Annotated in this window: 17 protein-coding genes; 11 read left to right on the top strand and 6 right to left on the bottom strand. The window is 55.2% G+C overall.

All coding sequences use genetic code 11. The annotated features are described in order from the left end of the window. The first annotated feature begins 19 nt into the window (after positions 1 to 19). Positions 20 to 940 (top strand): MBL fold metallo-hydrolase, encoded by a 921-nt coding sequence (locus E1H13_RS09685; protein ID WP_169613208.1) that lies wholly within the window; start codon positions 20 to 22, stop codon positions 938 to 940. Here the strand turns inward: E1H13_RS09685 and E1H13_RS09680 are convergent. The 3 genes from E1H13_RS09680 to glmM form a co-directional block, all read right to left on the bottom strand. After that, positions 933 to 1589 (bottom strand): SH3 domain-containing protein, encoded by a 657-nt coding sequence (locus E1H13_RS09680; RefSeq protein WP_169613207.1) that lies wholly within the window; start codon positions 1587 to 1589, stop codon positions 933 to 935. The two genes, E1H13_RS09685 and E1H13_RS09680, sit on opposite strands and share 8 nt — an antisense overlap. Before the next feature lie 171 nt (positions 1590 to 1760). Continuing rightward, positions 1761 to 2909 (bottom strand): ABC transporter ATP-binding protein, encoded by a 1149-nt coding sequence (locus E1H13_RS09675; protein ID WP_169613206.1) that lies wholly within the window; start codon positions 2907 to 2909, stop codon positions 1761 to 1763. A 337-nt stretch (positions 2910 to 3246) separates the two neighbouring features. Further along, positions 3247 to 4716 (bottom strand): phosphoglucosamine mutase, encoded by a 1470-nt coding sequence (glmM, locus tag E1H13_RS09670; protein WP_169613205.1) that lies wholly within the window; start codon positions 4714 to 4716, stop codon positions 3247 to 3249. Positions 4717 to 4967: 251 nt separating this feature from the next. Here glmM and E1H13_RS09665 point away from each other — a divergent pair, with 251 nt between their 5' ends. From E1H13_RS09665 to E1H13_RS09645, 5 genes are all read left to right on the top strand, one after another. Then, positions 4968 to 6383: a nucleoside transporter C-terminal domain-containing protein gene (locus E1H13_RS09665; RefSeq protein WP_169613204.1), complete on the top strand. Its 1416-nt coding sequence runs from the start codon at positions 4968 to 4970 to the stop codon at positions 6381 to 6383. Positions 6384 to 6619: 236 nt separating this feature from the next. After that, on the top strand, positions 6620 to 7063 hold the full coding sequence (locus E1H13_RS09660; RefSeq protein ID WP_169613203.1) for an NUDIX hydrolase: 444 nt from the start codon (positions 6620 to 6622) through the stop codon (positions 7061 to 7063). Positions 7064 to 7075: 12 nt separating this feature from the next. Beyond that, positions 7076 to 7834 carry a SprT family zinc-dependent metalloprotease gene (locus E1H13_RS09655; RefSeq protein ID WP_169613202.1) on the top strand — a complete coding sequence of 253 codons (759 nt, stop codon included), beginning with the start codon at positions 7076 to 7078 and terminating at the stop codon, positions 7832 to 7834. After that, positions 7834 to 8904 carry a tocopherol cyclase family protein gene (locus E1H13_RS09650; RefSeq protein WP_169613201.1) on the top strand — a complete coding sequence of 357 codons (1071 nt, stop codon included), beginning with the start codon at positions 7834 to 7836 and terminating at the stop codon, positions 8902 to 8904. The genes E1H13_RS09655 and E1H13_RS09650 overlap by 1 nt, the downstream gene beginning before the upstream one ends. 552 nt (positions 8905 to 9456) lie before the next feature. After that, a complete protein-coding gene (locus E1H13_RS09645; RefSeq protein WP_169613200.1) occupies positions 9457 to 9648 on the top strand; it encodes a DUF2949 domain-containing protein in 192 nt (63 codons plus the stop codon). A gap of 239 nt (positions 9649 to 9887) precedes the next feature. Here the strand turns inward: E1H13_RS09645 and E1H13_RS09640 are convergent, their stop codons facing one another. Next, positions 9888 to 11000: an FAD-dependent oxidoreductase gene (locus E1H13_RS09640; RefSeq protein ID WP_169613199.1), complete on the bottom strand. Its 1113-nt coding sequence runs from the start codon at positions 10998 to 11000 to the stop codon at positions 9888 to 9890. A gap of 8 nt (positions 11001 to 11008) precedes the next feature. Then, positions 11009 to 11461: a photosystem II protein PsbQ gene (gene psbQ / locus E1H13_RS09635; protein WP_240966564.1), complete on the bottom strand. Its 453-nt coding sequence runs from the start codon at positions 11459 to 11461 to the stop codon at positions 11009 to 11011. A 455-nt stretch (positions 11462 to 11916) separates the two neighbouring features. Here psbQ and folP point away from each other — a divergent pair, with 455 nt between their 5' ends. The 5 genes from folP to hflX all read left to right on the top strand — a co-directional run bounded on the left by folP (position 11917) and on the right by hflX (position 17369). Further along, the gene (gene folP, locus E1H13_RS09630) at positions 11917 to 12789 is read left to right on the top strand and encodes a dihydropteroate synthase (RefSeq protein ID WP_169613198.1); all 873 of its coding nucleotides are present in this window, start codon (positions 11917 to 11919) and stop codon (positions 12787 to 12789) included. Positions 12790 to 12995: 206 nt separating this feature from the next. Next, positions 12996 to 13169 (top strand): hypothetical protein, encoded by a 174-nt coding sequence (locus E1H13_RS09625; RefSeq protein ID WP_169613197.1) that lies wholly within the window; start codon positions 12996 to 12998, stop codon positions 13167 to 13169. Positions 13170 to 13357: 188 nt separating this feature from the next. Beyond that, entirely contained in the window at positions 13358 to 13783 is a 426-nt protein-coding gene (locus tag E1H13_RS09620; protein ID WP_169613196.1) for a CAAD domain-containing protein, read from the top strand. Positions 13784 to 13898: 115 nt separating this feature from the next. Further along, on the top strand, positions 13899 to 15221 hold the full coding sequence (locus E1H13_RS09615) for a hypothetical protein (protein WP_169613195.1): 1323 nt from the start codon (positions 13899 to 13901) through the stop codon (positions 15219 to 15221). Between the two features lie 462 nt (positions 15222 to 15683). Continuing rightward, complete coding sequence (hflX, locus tag E1H13_RS09610) at positions 15684 to 17369, top strand: GTPase HflX (RefSeq protein ID WP_169613226.1); 1686 nt, start codon at positions 15684 to 15686, stop codon at positions 17367 to 17369. A gap of 24 nt (positions 17370 to 17393) precedes the next feature. On the opposite strand, the gene E1H13_RS09605 is transcribed toward hflX, so the two are convergent. Beyond that, complete coding sequence (locus E1H13_RS09605) at positions 17394 to 18392, bottom strand: ABC transporter ATP-binding protein (protein ID WP_169613194.1); 999 nt, start codon at positions 18390 to 18392, stop codon at positions 17394 to 17396. Positions 18393 to 18887 lie beyond the last annotated feature (495 nt).

Genomic DNA, 18887 nt, shown 5'->3' with positions numbered 1-18887 from the left:
CTAACGCTTTAGCTAGGCTATGACTAACACGGTAGACCAATTTGATGCATCAGTTCAGGCAATACCTGATTGTGACCCGTCCATAGCTTCCCCGGCGTCATCAGGGTTTTCAGTGCGGTTTTGGGGCGTTAGGGGCAATATTGCAGCTCCAGGAGCAGATACGGTTCGCTATGGTGGCAATACCGCCTGCGTTGAGGTGCGGGTTGGGGGGCAACACCTCATTTTTGATGGTGGTACTGGCTTGCGGGTCTTGGGCAAGCAACTCACTCAGCAGGCTCAGCCGGTCGATGCCCATTTATTTTTCACCCATACCCACTGGGATCGGATTCAGGGATTTCCTTTTTTCTATCCAGCGTTTGATCCCACCACCATCCTCAATATTTATGGTGCTGCCGCCCTGAACGGGGCCTCGATCAAGCAATGTTTAATGGGCCAGATGCTACGGCCTAACTTTTTCAAGCCGCTACAAACCATGGCCGCCACGATGACGTTCCACAATATTCGCCCAGGGGATGTGATTCAGGTGGGGGAGGTTGCGATCGAAACCATTAGCCTTAATCGCCATACAAATGCTTTAGGCTACCGGGTTAACTGGCAGGGATATGGGTTGGTCTACGCCACTGACACAGACCCCACCCAAACCACCATGGACCCTAATTTGATGCTACTGGCTGAAACAGCTCAGGTGTTGATTTTTGATGGCACCTACGTTGATATGGCTTACTCAGAACCCCACAGTTGTCGCTTAACGCCGTGGCATTTGGGTACCCGTTTGGCTGAAGCCAGTCACGTTAATCAACTGATCTTGTTTCACCATAATCCCTGCCATGATGATGACTTTCTAGACCAGGTGGAGCAACAGGCGAAAGCCTCGTTTGCCAATACTTGTATCGCTCGGGAGGGGATGATCGTGGAGTTAACCGATTCGCCGCCTACCTAAGAGGTTGCAAAAGATCGCCTCGCACCCAGCCGGTCACGCCATCGTAAATAACCTGGTACCAGATAAACCCGTCATCGGGGTTACCGACTCGATCGAGGACGTCCACAATTTCACGCCGACTAGCCGCCCCAAGGATGTCACTGCCAAGCCGAGGATGCGATCGCAGGCGAGCCGCCTCCGCCGAAAGCACAATAGCTCCGGTACCAGGGGCAACGCTATTACCCTGAAAATCGGTAGAGCCATCAGGTACCCCAACCACGGCATTGAACCCGGGCTCTTTAAGCACCAAGGTGCCATCGGCGGCAATAATTTCTAGCTCCGTTTCGTTCAGCACGTTAATTCGGGCAAAACGCTCCGCTTCACCACGATCGGCCCGATACACAATTTGGTCGCGACTGCTGGGGATAATACGGGCCGGAATGCCCCTGGCTTCTACAGCATCAGTGGTTTTGTTGTAGAGATTCATTAAGTAATTTGAGCCCTGGCGATAGACCCGCACAGCCATGGTCTCTGTTTCAAAGAATAAGGCGGTTTCAACCATAGGGTCCTGGGCTAATCGCAGGCCGATCCCGTCAGTATTGGTCAGAGGACGAGGTTCAGGCCGCGTTGTGGCCAGAGCCGCAGCCATAGAGCCCATGGTTAAAGCCATGGTTGAGCAGATTGCCAGTGACCTTAAACTTACATCGGTACTCACCGGCCAGAGGGTTAAAGGCATAGAACATTACCCATAAAGATAAAGAGCAGACAGATAAACCCTTGCCTCCATTGATCAGACAAGGGAGATGCCAATCCCTGCGTTCATAACCTTACGGCAAAACCTTCACGACGTAACTAGGCTGACTTCTCTCGCGTCCCGAGGGAGATCCGGAGCTTGGGATGCGTAGAGGCGCACTCGCTGAGGCTTGATCACCAAACGGACCCGATTACCCAGGGGAATTGGGTTACCTATGGGCAAACGAGCATGAAGAGTCCGCCCAGAAGGTGATTGCAGACAATATTTATATTCTCGCCCTAGAAACTGGCGATCGCGCACGAGCAAAGGCCCATTCTCATCGTGGACCAAGTCAATATCTTCTTGACGCAGCATTAGATCCCCCCGAGCCGGTTCTGTCATAGACCTGAGAATATCCACCCCCACACAGGGGCCAGGTTCCACAGCAATGTCAAAGCAGCCCAGTTCGGTCTGCCAACCCTGAGCCTCTCGACAAGCCGCCAAGAAGTTGGCCTGGGTGACAAAATCAGCAATAAAGCGTGACTCGGGCTGACTGTAAATCGTCTCAGGAGTGCCCAACTGCTCTAAATATCCCTGACGCATCACCGCCACGCGATCGGCCATGGCCATGGCCTCCTCTTGGTCGTGGGTGACAAATACCCCTGAAGCACTCACCTGCCGTAAGATATCGCGCACCTCCTGACGCAGGTGTAGCCGTACCTGCACGTCCAGGTTGCTAAAAGGCTCATCCAGCAAAATCAAAGCTGGGCGAGGCGCTAGAGCCCGAGCCAAGGCCACCCGCTGCTGCTGCCCACCAGAAAGCTCATGGGGAAAGCGATGCTCTAGACCACTCAACCCCACCAGGGCAATCGCCTCTACGGTCTGCTGCTTCACCTGGTCGCCTGAAAGCTGACTGCGACGAGACCGCTGTTGCAGCCCAAAAGCGACATTTTTTTCTACCGTTAAGTGGGGAAACAGGGCATAGTCCTGGAACAAAATACCCACATCACGGCGTTCGGGGGGCAACCAGCATGGTCCACATACCGGCTGCTGATCTAAATAAATTGTGCCTTGTTCCGGCTGCTCAAACCCGGCAATCAAGCGCAGCAGCGTTGTTTTCCCACAGCCCGATGGCCCCAATAAACCTAGAATTTCTCCCTGCTTTAGGGTGAAGCTGACGTTGTTTACGGCTGGCGGTGAAGCTGGAGTGTATGACTTCGTCACAGCATCAAGCCGCAAAATATCTGGCATTGTCATGGAGAAGGGCAAGAATAACGTCAACAGCAAAAACCAGCTTGACCTAAACAATAACCGGCCTGCTTTATTGAGAATATCACGCATTAAGCAAAATGACTTTGACAACTCGTATCGGCTAGCAGAAATATGCCCTCTGGACTGAGGGTGTCGGGTTCTAGTTGTCAGGGATCAGGAAAGGCTGGCCGACTTCTGGGGCCATCTACTCGGGCAGCGTCAAGATTAAGAATCAAGATTAAGAATTAGGACTTGTTCCCAGCGAGGGACCTTCCGAGCAGCGGGTACCTGATTTGTCTGCCCGCCCCTAATCGTATGCCCTGAATCTTGAACCGTATACTGTTCAAACGGCTAAATGACGAGATACGGATCCGACAATATGCTGCATCCAGTGGGTGACGAGCTCCTGCTGCACCGCCTCCACCATCACCCGAATCACGGGCTCAGTCCCAGATGGTCGCACCAACACTCGGCCTTCGCTGCCCATGGCTTGCTCTGCAGTCTGGATCGATTGCATCACGGGGTCGCAATCTTGCCAGTTGAGTCTGCGATCGCGATCGACCACCCGCACATTCTGCAACAGCTGGGGATAGGTCTGAAAACTTTGGTTCATCAACGCCGCCAGGCACCCCCCTGTGGTTTGCACCAACGAGGCCAGGTGTAGCGCCGTGAGAATCCCATCCCCGGTGAGGCTGTAGTGGTGGCAGAGGATATGGCCGGACTGCTCCCCTCCCAACTTGGCACCTCGGCTCACCATTTCAGCATGGACGTGCTGGTCTCCCACCTGGGTGCGTACCAGGGTGCCGCCCAGGGCTTGCCATGCTCGCTCAAAGCCTAGGTTAGCCATCACAGTCGAAACCAGGGTATTGTCGGGTAAACGGCCCTGCTCCCGCAGTCGCTGGCCCCAGAAATATAAAATGTAGTCGCCATCGACCACTCGCCCCTCGGGGTCAACCGCCATCACCCGGTCGGCGTCGCCATCAAAGGCAAAGCCCAGTTGGGCCTGGTGGGTTTTCACAGCGGCCTTGAGGGGAGTTAAATGGGTAGAGCCACAGTTGACGTTAATTAAATCGCCATCCGGTTGGTCATGGAGTGCGATTACCTCGGCCCCAGCTTCCTGAAATACCTGGGCGGCTAGGCGAGTGGCTGAGCCCCAGGCCATATCCAGCACAACTTTCATGCCCCGCAGGTCTAAATCGGGCTGCAAAGGCTTGTGCAAAAAGCTGATGTAGCGGTTGACCAACTCTGGACGGTAATAGCACTGGCCCCAGGTGGTGGCGGGGGCCGCCTCAGTTACCACTGACTGACCGCGCAGGGCGGCTTCAATGTCCGCCTGCATGGTGCTATTCAGCTTAGTGCCGTCGCCGCCAAAGAACTTGATGCCATTGTCTTCAGGAGGGTTATGGCTGGCCGAGATCATGATCCCCCCCGAGGCCTGACAGGATTCAGCCAAGTAGGCCACCGTCGGGGTGGGGCATAGCCCGATGTACCATACATCTAAGCCAGCAGAGGTGAGGCCAGCGGACAGGGCGGTGGCCAGCATGTGGCCAGAATTACGGGAATCTTGGCCCAGAATTACCGGGCCCTGGAGCTGTCCCTGGGATCGCAACACCTGACCGGCCCAATAGCCCACAGCCATGGCCAGTGGGGCCGTCAATAGCTCCCCAGCATGACCTCGGATACCATCGGTGCCAAAGAGTGGCGTTTTGGGCAAAGACAGTGCCCCCAACCCCTCAGTAAATCCTTGAGAACGACCTACAGGAGGTTGATCTGCAGGTACAGCAACCGTCGGTTTAACCGGAGAACTCACCATAGCTCTGAATTCCTTGCTCACTCACTCACACTCACAGTGGAGGATAGCACCTCTACCTTGGGATGGAACGACTATCTTGTGACAGAGTCTTGGTTGATCTGGGATAGAAGCCCTGGCTTTGCCCCTAGAGTCTAGGAGACTCCAATACCCTCCCTCAGCCGTTTAGATCCCCAATGCACGGCCAAAGTCAGAATTGCTGGCATAATCGGTGCAGATGGCCAAATTTACGGAGCAGAGAAAGGACTTAGGCTATGGCGCTGCGGTTGATTTCGCTGTTGGGCATTGGGGGGCTGTGTTTCATTGCCTGGCTTGGTTCTGAAGATCGTCGTCAGGTTCCCTGGAAAATGATCCTATGGGGGATCGGGCTGCAACTGGTACTGGGGCTGCTGATCTTCCTGGTGCCCCTCAGTCGTGATCTGGTGGTGTGGCTTAGCGGTATTCTCAACGGCTTAATTGACGCCTCAGACGCCGGGGCTCGATTTTTGTTTGGCCCGATTTTGGTCCCCGACTTCAGCCAACCGGTGGGGCCATCGGGGGCAGGTCGGTGGGTCGCTCGGGCTCTAACCCCGCCGTTTACCCCAGTGCCGGGGGATCGATTGGGGACCGATAACTTGAACCTGGGGTACATCTTTGCCTTTCGTTCGCTCCCCCAGGTAGTCTTCTTTTCGGCGATTTTCTCATTGTTATATGGCCTGGGGCTAATTCAACCGGTGATTCGCGCGTTTGCCCAGTTCTTTCGCTGGTCCATGAACATCAGCGGTGCGGAAGCCCTGGCCGGGGGGGCCAATATCTTTGTTGGCATCGAGTCAGCCATTGCCATCAGGCCCTTTTTGGAACGCATGACCCGCAGCGAGCTCTGTGCGATTATGGCCTCGATGTTTGGCTCTATTGCTTCGACAATGCTGGGGCTGTATGCCGGTTATTTGCGGGGGACGTTTCCGGCGATCGCCGGGCACTTGATGTCGGCCTCGGTGCTAACCATCCCCGCTGCCTTTGTGATGGCGAAGATTTTGGTCCCCGAACAGGCGGTGCCTGAAACCCTGGGCAAGGTACCTGCCATTGACATGACCGACGGCGATCGCAAATCTCCCATGGACAGTCTGATCTTAGGCGCTTTAGACGGCGTCAAAATGGCCGTCGGTATCGTGGCTGCCCTGATTGCCATTTTGGGGTTAATTGCTCTGCTAAATCTAATCTTTGCCCAACTGGCCACCTTGGCCGACAGTGACGTGGCCCTGTGGCGCAGCCTGGGTCAGGTGTTTCAGGTCATGACCTTGCAAAATATTATGGGAGCCATATTTTTACCCCTGACCTTTCTGACCGGAGTATCCCTAGACTGGACAGAACTGTGGATTTCCTCCCAGCTGATTGGGCGGCGACTTCTGGAGACGGCCATTCCCCCCTACATTGCCTTAGCGGATCTAGCAGCAGAAGGCGCCATTAGCGATCGCGCCCTGGTGATCGTCAGCTATGTGCTCTGTGGCTTTGCCCACATTCCCTCGGTGGGCATTTTTGTCGGCGGTCTGTCAGGCCTTGTCCCCTCCCGTCGTCAAGACATCAGCGAATTAAGCTGGAAAGCTTTGTGGGCGGGTACCTTAGCCACCCTCATGACCGGTTGCATCGCTGGCCTCTATTTTTATGAAGGCACGGCGGTCTTGGGGCGGTGATGGCTAGGTTCTAGAGATTAAGGGTATCTGAACTGTTTCCGTAATCCCAAGCCCCATTGTTGTAGTTGTCCTTATCCACCATCAGGACATAACACCAATGGATTGCTACAACAGCCTGCCACCCCCAAACTTGAGCGTCTCACAGTACCCCGAAGGACGCGGGTCTGGGCGCTAGTCTCCCGCTTGGACCGAGTTAAACCGGCTATACTGCGGTTGGCCATTCAGACTGAGTTCCCATGGGGCAAATACCACAGGTGGCGATCGCGATTCTGCACCACCATGATCGTTACCTAATGCAACTGCGGGATGATATTCCCACCATCGTTTATCCGGGTCACTGGGCTTTTTTTGGCGGCCACTTGAACCCGGGGGAATCCCCTGATGCGGCCGTTCGCCGAGAACTGCAAGAGGAAATTGGCTACGCGCCGTCCCAGTTAACCTTCTTTCAACGGTTTGACTCAGAATCTGTAGTGCGCCACGTCTTCCACGGCCCGTTGGAGCGGCCAGTGGACCAGTTGCAGCTGAATGAAGGTTGGGATTTAGCTCTGTGGACTGTAGCGGACATTCACCAGGGGCAACGTTACTCGACCCGGGCCAATCAGGTCCGCCCCCTGGGGGTACCCCACCAACAAATTTTGCTGTCTTTCCTAGAGCACCGTAGGATAGAGCAGGTGCTTTAATGTTAGGCCAGTATGGCTGATGCTTCCGAACAGCTAAAGTTATTCCACACAGTGCCCCCTGGGCTGCCGGACTATGGTATTCGGGAAAGTGCTCGGGCCAAGCATGTGTCCATCAAAATTCATCTGGACGGGGCAATCGAGGTCGTTGTGCCTCGGGGCTTTGACCACAAGCGGCTGCCAGAGCTACTGGAAAAGCGACGGGACTGGTTGTGGCAAACCAAGCAAAATTTGGAGCAGCAAACCGCCGACCTAGCCCCCCACCACTTTGAAACCAAACCAGAAATCATTGAGCTGCGATCGCGCCAGCAAACCTGGCAAGTTCTCTACCAGCACAGCTCCGCCGCTAGCCTGGGGCTCACCCAACCTGCCCCCCAGACCTTATTATTGCGGGGGAACACCGACAACACATCAGCCTGCACCGACCTGCTACGCCAGTGGCTAACCCGCAAAGCCCGGGCCGAGTTTGCCCCCTGGTTGCGGGAACTCAGCTTTGATCGTCATCTGCCCTTTGGTCGAGTCTCCATTCGGGGACAAAAAACTCGCTGGGCCAGTTGCTCCACCCAAAAAAACATCAGCCTCAACTACAAACTCTTGTTTTTACCCTCAGACCTGGTGCATTACGTCTTTGTCCATGAGTTGTGCCACACTGTGCACATGAACCACTCCAAAGTGTTTTGGCAGCTCGTAGGTGAGAAACTACCCCACTATCAGACCTACCGCGATCGCATGCGAGATAGCTGGCAGTATGTGCCTCGGTGGGTGGAGAAATAATGCAACTACAGACTCCCCACAGTGGCTACCACTGGGATGGTAAGCCCCGGCGATTTTTTGAAGGCTGGTACTTTCGGATCACCCTGCCGAAGCCAAATCATACCTTTGCCTTCATGTACTCCATCGAAGATCCCCAAGGGGGGCAGCCCCACAGCGGCGGTGCTGCCCAAATTTTAGGCCCCGACGACGCCTACTTTTGCCGCACTTTGCCCAATACCCAATTGTTTTGGGCCTGGCCAGAGGCCCTAGGGTTAGGCCATTGGCGACAAAATCCCCTGGCCCAATCTCCCGGCTGGCTACCCCCCACAGACTTTGAGACCCTGATACCTGAGGGTTACCAGGTCACCGCTACAGACCATCAGGGGAAACTCACTGATCCCGGCAGCGGCGAAACCGTCCGTTGGCATTACCGCACCGAGCCAGTCTATGGCTGGGGGCAGCCTGACCAAGCCCAGCAGTCAACCGCTGGTTGGCTATCTCAGTTTCAAATCTTTGAGCCGGGCTGGCAAGTTCTCATGGCCCATGGCCGATCCAGCGGCTGGATCGAATGGCAGGGGCAGCGCTATGACTTTACCGATGCACCGGCCTACAGTGAAAAAAACTGGGGTGGCTCGTTTCCAGAAAGGTGGTTTTGGTTTAACTGCAACGCCTTTGATGGCATTCCCGATCTGGCCCTAACGGCTGGTGGGGGGCGCCGGCAGGTCATAGCCTGGATGGAAGAAGTGGCCATGGTGGGCCTACATTATCAAGGCCAGTTTTTTGAATTTGTTCCCTGGAATGGCCAGGTGAGTTGGGCGGTTCAGCCTTGGGGCCACTGGGCGATGCGGGCCGAAAACCCGAGCCATGTGGTCAGCCTCATAGGGACCACCCCCTTGCCTGGCACCCCCCTGCGCGCCCCCACTCGCCAAGGATTGATTTACTGCTGCCGGGATACAGCTCTGGGCCAGGTGCAGCTCCAGCTTTGGCGCAAGCAAGGTCAAACGCTGGTGCCCCTACTCACGGCTACCAGCGATCAATGCGGGTTGGAGGTGGGCGGCGGTCCTTGGGACCAACCGTGGATTTCTGGGTAACGGGAGCTGACCCAGGGGTTACTGCTGTGCGCTCAGATTTGGGGTAGGGTACGTCCGTCGTCTTCTCCCTCGGCTAAATTGCTTAGTCGTCGGTTTAAGCTGCAATCTATGGCTGACCGTGTCTGACACCTGTTGGCGGATTCGTTATAGTTAACGCATTATTAACGGGTCTTACGTTCCGTTAAGCAGTACTGATATGGGCGATACCCATCTGGGTATCATTTTTTACGTCCATAGCCTGGTTGCGGGCAACGGGTGACTTCGAGTGTCAACCGGAAAAGGTTGAGCGCAGCAATGGTGTCATGAGGCTATATGTCTGAAGGCCTTGGCTGTTACCAGACTATGCAGTTGGCTAGGGTGTGCTTATTGGTGCAAAAACCGTACAAAAAATTGATGTTGCTACGGATGCATCCTTGTGTAAAATCGTGGGCAATATCTCTCAACCTGATACCGAGATAGCTTAAGACTTTAGGGTGTTGTAGCCCTAGCTGACGGTCTGGCTGTATATAAACCCTATTTACCCTACGACTTACCCCAAGGAGGTGAGACTCAATGACCCTAGACGGACAACCTAATCTGATTCGGTTTTTGCAAGACGAACTGGCGATTTCTTCGGCCTCCCTCCAGGTGGCCTTAAAGCACAGCGAACAGGATCCTGGCCCCCTGCCTATGATTCTTTGGCAGTACGGCTTAGTAAGCCTAGAGCAATTAGAGAAGATCTATGACTGGATGGAAGCCGCTTAGCCTGCTTAAGGTGAGCTTATCGGAATGTAGTTCATATTCTTTCGTGTATTACTTTCACCGTGTATTACTTTCACAAAGAGGCGTAGCTAAGGCTGCGTCTCTTTTGATTTAAACCGTTGATTTAGGCCAAGGGACTCGCCAGTTAATCAAGTCCCAACGACATTCCCACGCAGGTGAGAACCCGTTATGAGGTAACGGCTTTAGCGGGTACTTCATTTTGAGGCGGATCTTTAGTGGGTTCAACCGGTATTTTCAACCAGCCAGTCGCGCACCGCTAGGGCCGTGGCTGGGGCTAAGAGCACACCATTGCGGTAGTGGCCAGTGGCTAAGCAAACATTACTGTACCCGGCCATAGGTTGAATCACCGGAGCGGCTTGGCCCTGGGGGCGGGGGCGCAAACCAAACCAGCGATCGCTAATCGTCGCATCTGCCAGGGCTGGGCAGTAGGCGATCGCCCCATCGATCATAGCTTGCAGCCGGGCTGCCTCAGGCTGCATAGCTAGAATCTCGGCCTCAGGCGTATCTGGGGGAAATTCCACGGTGGCCCCCAGCCAGTAATCCCCCTGACCCAGGGGCACCAGGTGAATGTCGTCGCCATTGATCACAGGCTGAAAGTCAGGATGGCCCAGGGGGCGATCGCAGTGTAGCTTCAGCCCTTGCCCCAGTACTGGCCCTAGGGCTAACGGACAGTTGAGCGCCTGAGATAAGGCCGCTGACCCCAAGCCAGCCGACACCACCACCGCATCAGCCACAACCGTTTGGGCTGTGGTGTGAACCCGAGTACAGCGTCCCTCAGCCACTGAAGTCTCTAGCTGGGTAACCGGCTGGTGCAAGCAAAACTTGACCCTATGGGCAGCGGCAGCAGCCACCAGCGCCTGGGTCAGAGCCGTAGGGCTAACTTGCAAATCTTGGGGCGAATAAATACCCCCTACCAGGCCAGAGGTCTCCAGATGGGGGCAACGACGGATGACCTGCTGGGGTGACCAAATCTCTAGGGCATAACCCTGAGCCTGCCGTATAGTCTGCAGCGATCGCCAACGGGGTAGTGCTTCAGCGTCAAAGCAGAGGCTAAGAATGCCTTGGGTATTGTGGGGAATCGACTGCCCCGTCTTGGCTTCTAGCTCAGGAATTAAGGTCTGGTACCGGGCTAGACTCTGGGCTCGCAATCGCCAGTTACGCCCCTTGACCTTATGGCTAATCACCGCCATCAACACCCCGAGGGCAGCCCCGGTAGATCCCTGGGCCGGGGAGTTTTGGTCGATGACAGTAATGTCAAATTTAGTGTGTAAACTCAATTCGTAGGCAATGGCCGCCCCCACGACGCCGCAGCCTACGATCACAACCTGGGTCAAGGGCTGAACTACTCAAAGGTGGGCACTAAACTCAGGAAGCTATCAAAGTCATCCAGAGCGTTGCGGTACTCTTGTCCAGCGATCACCTGTTGGCCATTAGCTGCCGCTTCATCCAGGCGTTCAAGGTGTCCATACAGCTCTTTAGCCAGGGCCTGAGCTTGGGGCTGGTCTTTGGGTAGCAGAGTAGCGGCCAAACGGTTTACTCGCGTCCGCAATTCGCCCATTGGACCATGGATAAAACTTTGAACGTCAACCCAATCCTGGTCTTGAATGTAGCTTTCTAGCTCCGGAAAGCGATCGCGTAACTCAGCTACACCAGGGGTGTACAGCTCAACCTGCTGCAACACCTCGGGGGTGTAGGTAGTGGGAACCTTAGCGGCTGGGCCGCCACAAGCGACTAGGCAGGTGGCAATCACGGCTAATACAACCCCCAAAAGAGGCCTAATTCGTCCCATGATCATGGCGATTGTTCTCTCAAAACAGCTTAGAAAATGGCCTGGGCTCTTAGAGGTTGTTTGAAAAGCCAAAGTGCGTCTCAGGCTATACCTGTGGGGTAGGCCAATGCCCCCAAACTTCAGCAGGTTTACGGCCTCTTGGCGGCAACCTATACCTGGGCTGACCTTTTTCAAACAATCTCTTAACCTGAACCGTCTGTATTTTAAGCCCCCGCGTTCCCCTTAGGGCAGTAAACCTTAAAACCTCGCAATATTCCCTGGCCCACAGTCTGTCCATACCCCCCTGTCTGATCTCTTCACAGGGCAGACACTTGGGTCTGCCCCTACCACCTCCCCACCTCCCCACCTCCCCATCTCCCCACCTCCCCACCTCCCCACCAAAACCCCCCACCGATCCCTCACAATAGAGAAGCTAAGGGCATCCCTGTCCCTTGGCTGTTGTTACTACAGGGGCAACCACCATGTCTGTGATTACGGCTCCTTCCCCCTGGACGTTGCGCGATCGCACGTTTACTTGGGGCAGTCGCACCTATCTGATGGGAATACTCAACGTTACGCCTGACAGCTTTAGCGATGGCGGCCAGTTCAATACCATCGAGCGGGCTGTGGCCCAGGCCCGGCACCTGGTACACTACGGTACTGACATTTTAGATATTGGCGGACAGTCCACTCGACCTGGAGCCGACTCCATTTCTCGTGCTGAAGAATTAGACCGGGTCATCCCCGTAATTGAGGCGATTCGGCGAGATGATGACGAGGTGTTAAATCAGGCGGTAATTTCCGTCGATACCACCCGCTCAGCGGTAGCCCGGGCGGCGATTCGAGCTGGGGCTGACTTGATTAATGATATTTCTGGAGGCACCTACGATCGGGCCATGCTGTCGACGGTGGCTGACCTGGGCGTGCCCATCGTCTTGATGCATCTGCGGGGCACCCCAGCCACCATGCAGCAGATGACCGACTACCAGGATTTGGTGGGCGAAATCTACGAGTTCTTGGAACGCCAGATTGAGGGGGCGATCGCGGTGGGGGTCAAACCTAGCCAAATTGCCATTGACCCTGGCCTGGGCTTTGCCAAAACCTTTGCCCAAAACCTGGAGCTACTCCGTCGCTTGCGAGACTTTCGCCAGCTGGGGCATCCAGTGCTGGTGGGTCCTTCTCGCAAAAGCTTTATTGGCGGCATCCTAGACCGCCCTGATCCACAACAACGGGTCTGGGGCACAGCGGCCACCTGCTGCGCCGCGATCGCCAATGGGGCTGATATTCTGCGGGTCCACGATGGGGCTGAAATGCACGATGTCTGTCGAGTTGCCGATGCGGTCTGGCGATCGTAGGGGAGGGGGGGAGTGGATGGGTGGATGGGTGGATGGGTGGATGGGTGGATGGGATGGGGGAGGTGGGGGAGGTAAAGAGGTGGGGAGGTGCAAAACTCAAAACTCAAAATTTTCCCTCTTCCCTCTTCCCTCTTCCCTCCGTAATTCCTCGCGATGTTCTGTATACAAGATTAGCTATAGTACAAGAGTTGATACTGAGAGTAGCTATGGCCAGACGCTATCGCGCTGATCGTCGGGAAGATCAAGGGTTTATTCGTTGGGCCAGGGCTGCTCGGTGCCGCGATCGCCAGTCATCGTTACCACCAGATCCTGCGATCGTGGTCGATCAGCGTCGGCTTTACAACTATTTAGATTCCCTGGAAGGGCTCTCTGGCGAGTAAACACGCCGCTTACCCCTGAGCCAGGGGGTTCAAAGCCGGGTTGGCGAGAGTTACAGACATAACATTTGAAAAACGGAAGAATTCGGTCTATAACTCTCCTAACCTGCAAAGCAAATCGGGTGAAGTAGTGTATTCTTGTTTCGTAATTATTCAGTCCACCCTATAGCAAAGCCCTGGGAACATCAGCCATGAGCACAGAATTTCAGTCAGACCAGAGTTTTAACGAACCAGAAACCCCGCCGGTTGCCGCTGACACGTCAGATTCTGCCGCCTCTGCCCTCGGCGAAGAAACCTCTCGGCAGGTTAAGCAAGTGTGGGAAAAGATCTCTGCGCTGCTGGGCGATTTGCCCGAGTATGTTTCTGAGTTTTTCAAGCGGTATCGGCGTCCCATTGTCACCGTCGGCTTAATTATTGCGGCCATTATTGCCGTTAAGCTGGTGTTGGCGCTGTTAGGAGCCGTCAACGACGTACCGCTGCTAGCGCCTACCTTTGAGCTAATCGGCCTGATCTACAGCGGTTGGTTCTTATATCGGTACTTGCTGAAAGCCTCTAATCGGCAAGAGCTGCTGGAAGATATTGCCGCTATTCGTGATCAGGTGCTCGGTAAAAGCTAATCTCTAACCACGTACCTGGGCCGTGTTCGGTTACCGTCCCCTGTGTTCTAGGAATTCCCTCTTTATACTAATCAGTAGGTATTAGAGGGAAGCCCTGGAACCAGGGGACTCGTATATGGCTCATTCTAAAACGATCACCCAGGCCATTGAGCGCTTAGACTATCGGGTCACCATAGGGGATGTGGCCGCCCAGGCGGGCCTATCGCTACAGGAGGCCCAGCAAGGGGTGTTGGCCCTGGCGACGGATGTGCAGGCTCATCTACAAGTATCCGAGGCCGGGGAGATCGCCTATGTCTTTCCCAAAAACCTGCGGGCTGTGCTGCTCAGTAAATCATGGCGTTTGCGGTGGCAAGCCGCTTGGCAGAAAGTCTGGCAAGTACTGTTTTACCTGATTCGGGTTTCGTTTGGCATTGCCCTGATTTTGTCGTTGGTGCTGATTGCGGTGGCCATCATTGCGCTGGTGGTGGCGGCCAATTCAGCCAGCAGCCAGGGGAATAATCGTAACCGTGGCTATGGCGGCGGCGGCATGGTGATGCTGCCGCGGGTGTGGTTTGGCCCCAATATTTTTTGGTGGTTTTCCCCTAACCCTCGCCGCCGTGCTCCCCGCCGTCAGGTAAGAGCCCAGGGTGGGTCTGACAGCGACTTGAACTTTTTAGAAGCGGTGTTTTCTTTCTTGTTTGGGGATGGTAACCCCAATGCCGATTTAGACGATCGCCGTTGGCAGGCGATCGCAGCGGTAATTCGAGCCAATGATGGCGCTGTCGTAGCCGAGCAAATCGCTCCCTTTTTAGGCGATTTAGGCCAGGGTTGGGACCAGGAACTAGAAGATTTTATGCTGCCAGTGTTAAGTCGATTCGATGGTCGTCCCCAGGTGAGCCCAGAGGGGGGGATTGTCTACCAGTTTCCCGAGCTACAAGTCACAGCCGCCGCCGGGCGGACACGGTCAATTCCTAAGTTTCTGCAAGAGTTGCCCCGCCAGTTTAGCCAGGCCAGCTCCAGCCAGATTATGCTAGCCATTGGCCTGGGTGGTGCCAACCTGATTGGAGGGCTGGTGCTGGGTAACCTGTTACAAGACCAGGCTCTGGTAGCCGAGTTAGGGGGCGTTGTAGCCCTGGCCAATACCCTGTACTGGGGGCTACTAGCTTACGGCACCGCCTTCTTGGCTATTCCCCTGGGGCGCTATTTCTGGGTGCAGTGGCAAAATAAAAAGATTGAAGCCCGCAACCAGGCCAGGGAACAACGAGCCGAACAGCTGCTACAACCCGCTCCCGAGGTGAAGGAAAAGCTCTCCTTCGCCCAAACCCTAGCCGGTCAAACCGTAGTCGGGACTGACGACCTGGCCTACACCACCGAGACAGACCTGGTGGATCAAGAGATCGAGCAGAAAGATAAGTTGGATGCTGAATGGCAAAAACTCCTGCGCGATCGCAATCTTTAGCAGCCTGCAAGCCACAACAGATGCATTCCTCCCGTGACCCATTCCCCCCTCAGGGCGGACACATAGGTCCGCCCCTACGCTTCTGAAGAACGAAAAACGAAAAGGGAAGAATCCAAAATTCAAAATTCAAAATTCAAAATTCCCCACCCCTCCCATTCCCCCGCCAGGGCGGACACATCGGTTCGCCCCTACGCATCCACCCATCCACCCCATCACCCATTCCCATCGGTGCATTGCGGCCCCAGGTTGGCTACCAACGCCAAGCCCCGACCGCGAATGCACCCCACGATTTCAACAATTCAAAATCCAAAGTCCAAAATCCAAAATTCCCCCACCTCCCCACCTCTTCACTTTCCCACCTCTTCACTTCCCCACCTCCCCACCTCTTCACTTCCCCACCTCCCCACCTCCCCACCTCCCCGATATAATTGATCCCACCCCAGCGCAGGAGACATCGACCCTATCGACACCATCTACGGCAACCTAAAAGGCCTCAAACCCAGTCAGCTCAAGCAGCTACAAAAGCTCTATCACCAGCGACTGCCAGGGAATTGCATTATTACTCCTGAGTTTGCCCAGCGGCTGGCGGCGGTTAGTACCGACCTGGGTTCCCCCCTCTGCGCTTACCTGAACCGCCGAGGCCAGGTGATTCGTGTCGGGGTAGGTAGCTTGCGGCAAACCCAAATTCCGCCAGTAGAACTGCCCCGCTACGGGGATGAGCGCCTCTGTGGGATTCGCTGTATTGCTACTCAGTTTGATGGTGAACCTCCCAGTGAAGCCATCTTGACCACCATGGCGTTGCAGCGACTGGATGTGCTTGCAGTATTGACCCTAACGGGTAGTGGCTTTACCCGCCGGGGCGGCGGCGCCACTGGCTACATCCAATCCACGTACCTAGCTCACCTGGTGCCCCACCCTGAACAACGCTGGGTGGTGTCAGATCCCACAGCCCTGGATGACCTGGCGAGCCAACACTTTTTAGAGTTCACTGAAGAGCTAGAGGCTGACTTTCGCCGTGCCTTTACTGCTCGCCAGGTGGATACCGACCACGATCGCGTCGTAGTCGTTGGTCTGCAAACCCAGAATCAATCCTCTGAACAATTTCTGCATCGCTTAGAGGAGCTAGAGCGGCTGGTGGAAAGCGCCGGAGGAGAGGTGCTGGAAGCGATGGTGCAAAAGCGGCCTCGACCCCATCCTCAAACGGTTTTGGGATCCGGGAAGGTGCAGGAAGTTGCCTTGGCGGCCCAAACCGTAGGGGCTAACTTGATTGTCTTTGATCGGGATCTGTCCCCAGTCCAGGTGCGGAACCTTGAAAACCAGGTGGGCATGCGGGTGGTCGATCGCACCGAATTGATTTTGGATATCTTTGCCCAACGGGCCCAAACTGCCGCTGGGAAATTGCAGGTTGAGCTCGCCCAACTGGAATACCAAATGCCTCGGCTGACTGGGCGGGGGCGAGCCATGTCACGGTTGGGGGGCGGCATTGGTACCCGAGGTCCTGGGGAAACCAAACTCGAAACTGAGCGCCGGGCTATTCAACGGCGGATTACCAAGCTGCAACAGGAGGTCAACCAACTCCAGGCCCACCGGGGACGACTGCGGCACCGTCGCCAAGATGACAACTTACCGTCAGTGGCCGTAGTGGGCTACACCAACGCTGGTAAGTCGACGTTAGTGAATACCTTGACCAACTCAGAGGTATACGCCGCCGACCAACTGTTTGCCACCCTCGACCCCACCACTCGCCGTCTGGCCATCACCACAGACCAAACCCACCAGATCACCCAACTGGTGCTGACGGATACCGTTGGCTTTATCGAGGAACTGCCTACGTCCCTGATGGATGCCTTTCGGGCCACCCTGGAAGAAGTGACCGAAGCCGATGCCCTGCTGCATGTGGTGGATATTTCCCACCCTGCCTGGCAAGACCAAATCCACTGGGTGATGCGGATTTTAAAGGATATGCCGATTGTGCCGGGGCCAATGCTGTTGGTATTTAATAAGGCCGATCGGGTCAGTAGCGAAGCCCTGGCGATCGCCCGCGAAGAATATCCCCAGGCCCTGTTTATCTCAGCTACCGAGCGCTTGGGGCTCGAGACCCTGCGTCAACGACTAGTACAACTGGTAGATTATGCTGTCGCAGTTTAAGGATCGATGGGGCACCCTGATGAATCAGGACTGGCGATCGCGGCGACGCTGGCGAATTTGGTCCATAAAAAACTCTTCCAACGTTGGTCGGGTCTGATGCAAGGTAATCAAGTGGCCTCCGGCCAGGGGGATCTGCTTGGCAAACTCATAGGGATTGCCTTTGATGTGGCCATGCCAGAGATCCCCCTGAACGGTGAGTTGATCCAACCAAGGTTCTAGATCTGGCAGGTGACCGCCCCGGCCTTTGACGAAGTATTGATCGGCGGTACCCAGTAGCTGGTCCAAGCTGCCCATGGCAATCAGATCCCCCTGGTCGAGGATGGCGATGCGATCGCAAATCACCTCCACATCCGACAAAATGTGGCTGTTAAAAAAGATTGTTTTGCCTTCTCGCTTCAAGGTCAAAATGATTTCCCGCACCTGAAACCGTCCCGTGGGGTCAAGGCCCGACATGGGTTCATCTAAAAACACCACATCTGGGTCATTGATCAGGGCCTGGGCCATACCAATCCGCTGCATCATCCCCTTGGAATATTGCCGCAACTGCTTTTTCTTGGCCGCCGCTTGGGACAAACCCACCAGATCTAATAGCTCCGTAATCCGCCGCTGCTGGGCGGCCCGTGACAGGCCAAATAGCCCCGCCGTATAGTGTAGAAACTCCCAGCCGGTCAAAAAGTCGTAGAAATAGGCATTCTCTGGCAAATAGCCAATCCGCTGCTTCACGCGGCTATCCCCCAGCGGGTGCCCCAGCAGGGTAGCCGTCCCAGCGGTGGGACGCACAATACCCAGCAAGGTTTTCAACAGGGTGGTCTTACCGGCCCCATTCGGTCCCAGTAGGCCAAAGGTCTCCCCCTGGTAGATGGTGAGGGAGCAGTCCCGCAGGGAGGTAACCCGTTGGTTCAGCCAAAAACCAGTGCGGTAAGCCTTGGTTAACCCCTGAGTTTGCACCACCACTGGACGCTCGTCAGCGGCAGGGGGTTCTGGGGGAAATGCCGGTTGAACCGGGGGCTGGAGGATGCTCATAGAACCGTGCTGAGTTTATACAGACGACAAGGGTAGATGTGTCCTTAGAATACCCTTGCTCTCCTCCACTGTTGCCATGGGTCAACATTCTCTACCAAGGGGAACATTATCCAGGTGGGTAGAGCGATCGCCATATAACACGAAGCCAACCCTAGGGGCATAACGGGCCTAGACATAACGGGTTAGGCGAGTCCTGACGGCGCCTAGGCGGTAAGTAGACATGGCTGAGGGTAAAAGACCTCGAAGCCAAGGTTAGGCGTGGCAGTCTGCTGGTGGAAAAACGTCAGATTCCGATCTGGACTGACAAGCTGGACTTGATGGAGATAACATCATTATTTGCAGACAAATAAAACATTCTTGAAGTTTGCCCCCCTTTACTGATACATCCCCTTACTATCCAGACAGTGAATCTGGCGTCAACTATTTAGTTTTGTTCAAATCGAAAAACAATCTAAATATTGTTCAGCCTTGTTCCAGTGAGTTAAGGCGATTAGG

It is taken from the genome of Nodosilinea sp. P-1105 (assembly GCF_012911975.1).
Lineage (GTDB): Bacteria > Cyanobacteriota > Cyanobacteriia > Phormidesmidales > Phormidesmidaceae > Nodosilinea.
The sequence above is the reverse complement of the archived record's forward strand: the minus strand, read 5'-3'. Positions and strand labels throughout refer to the sequence as shown.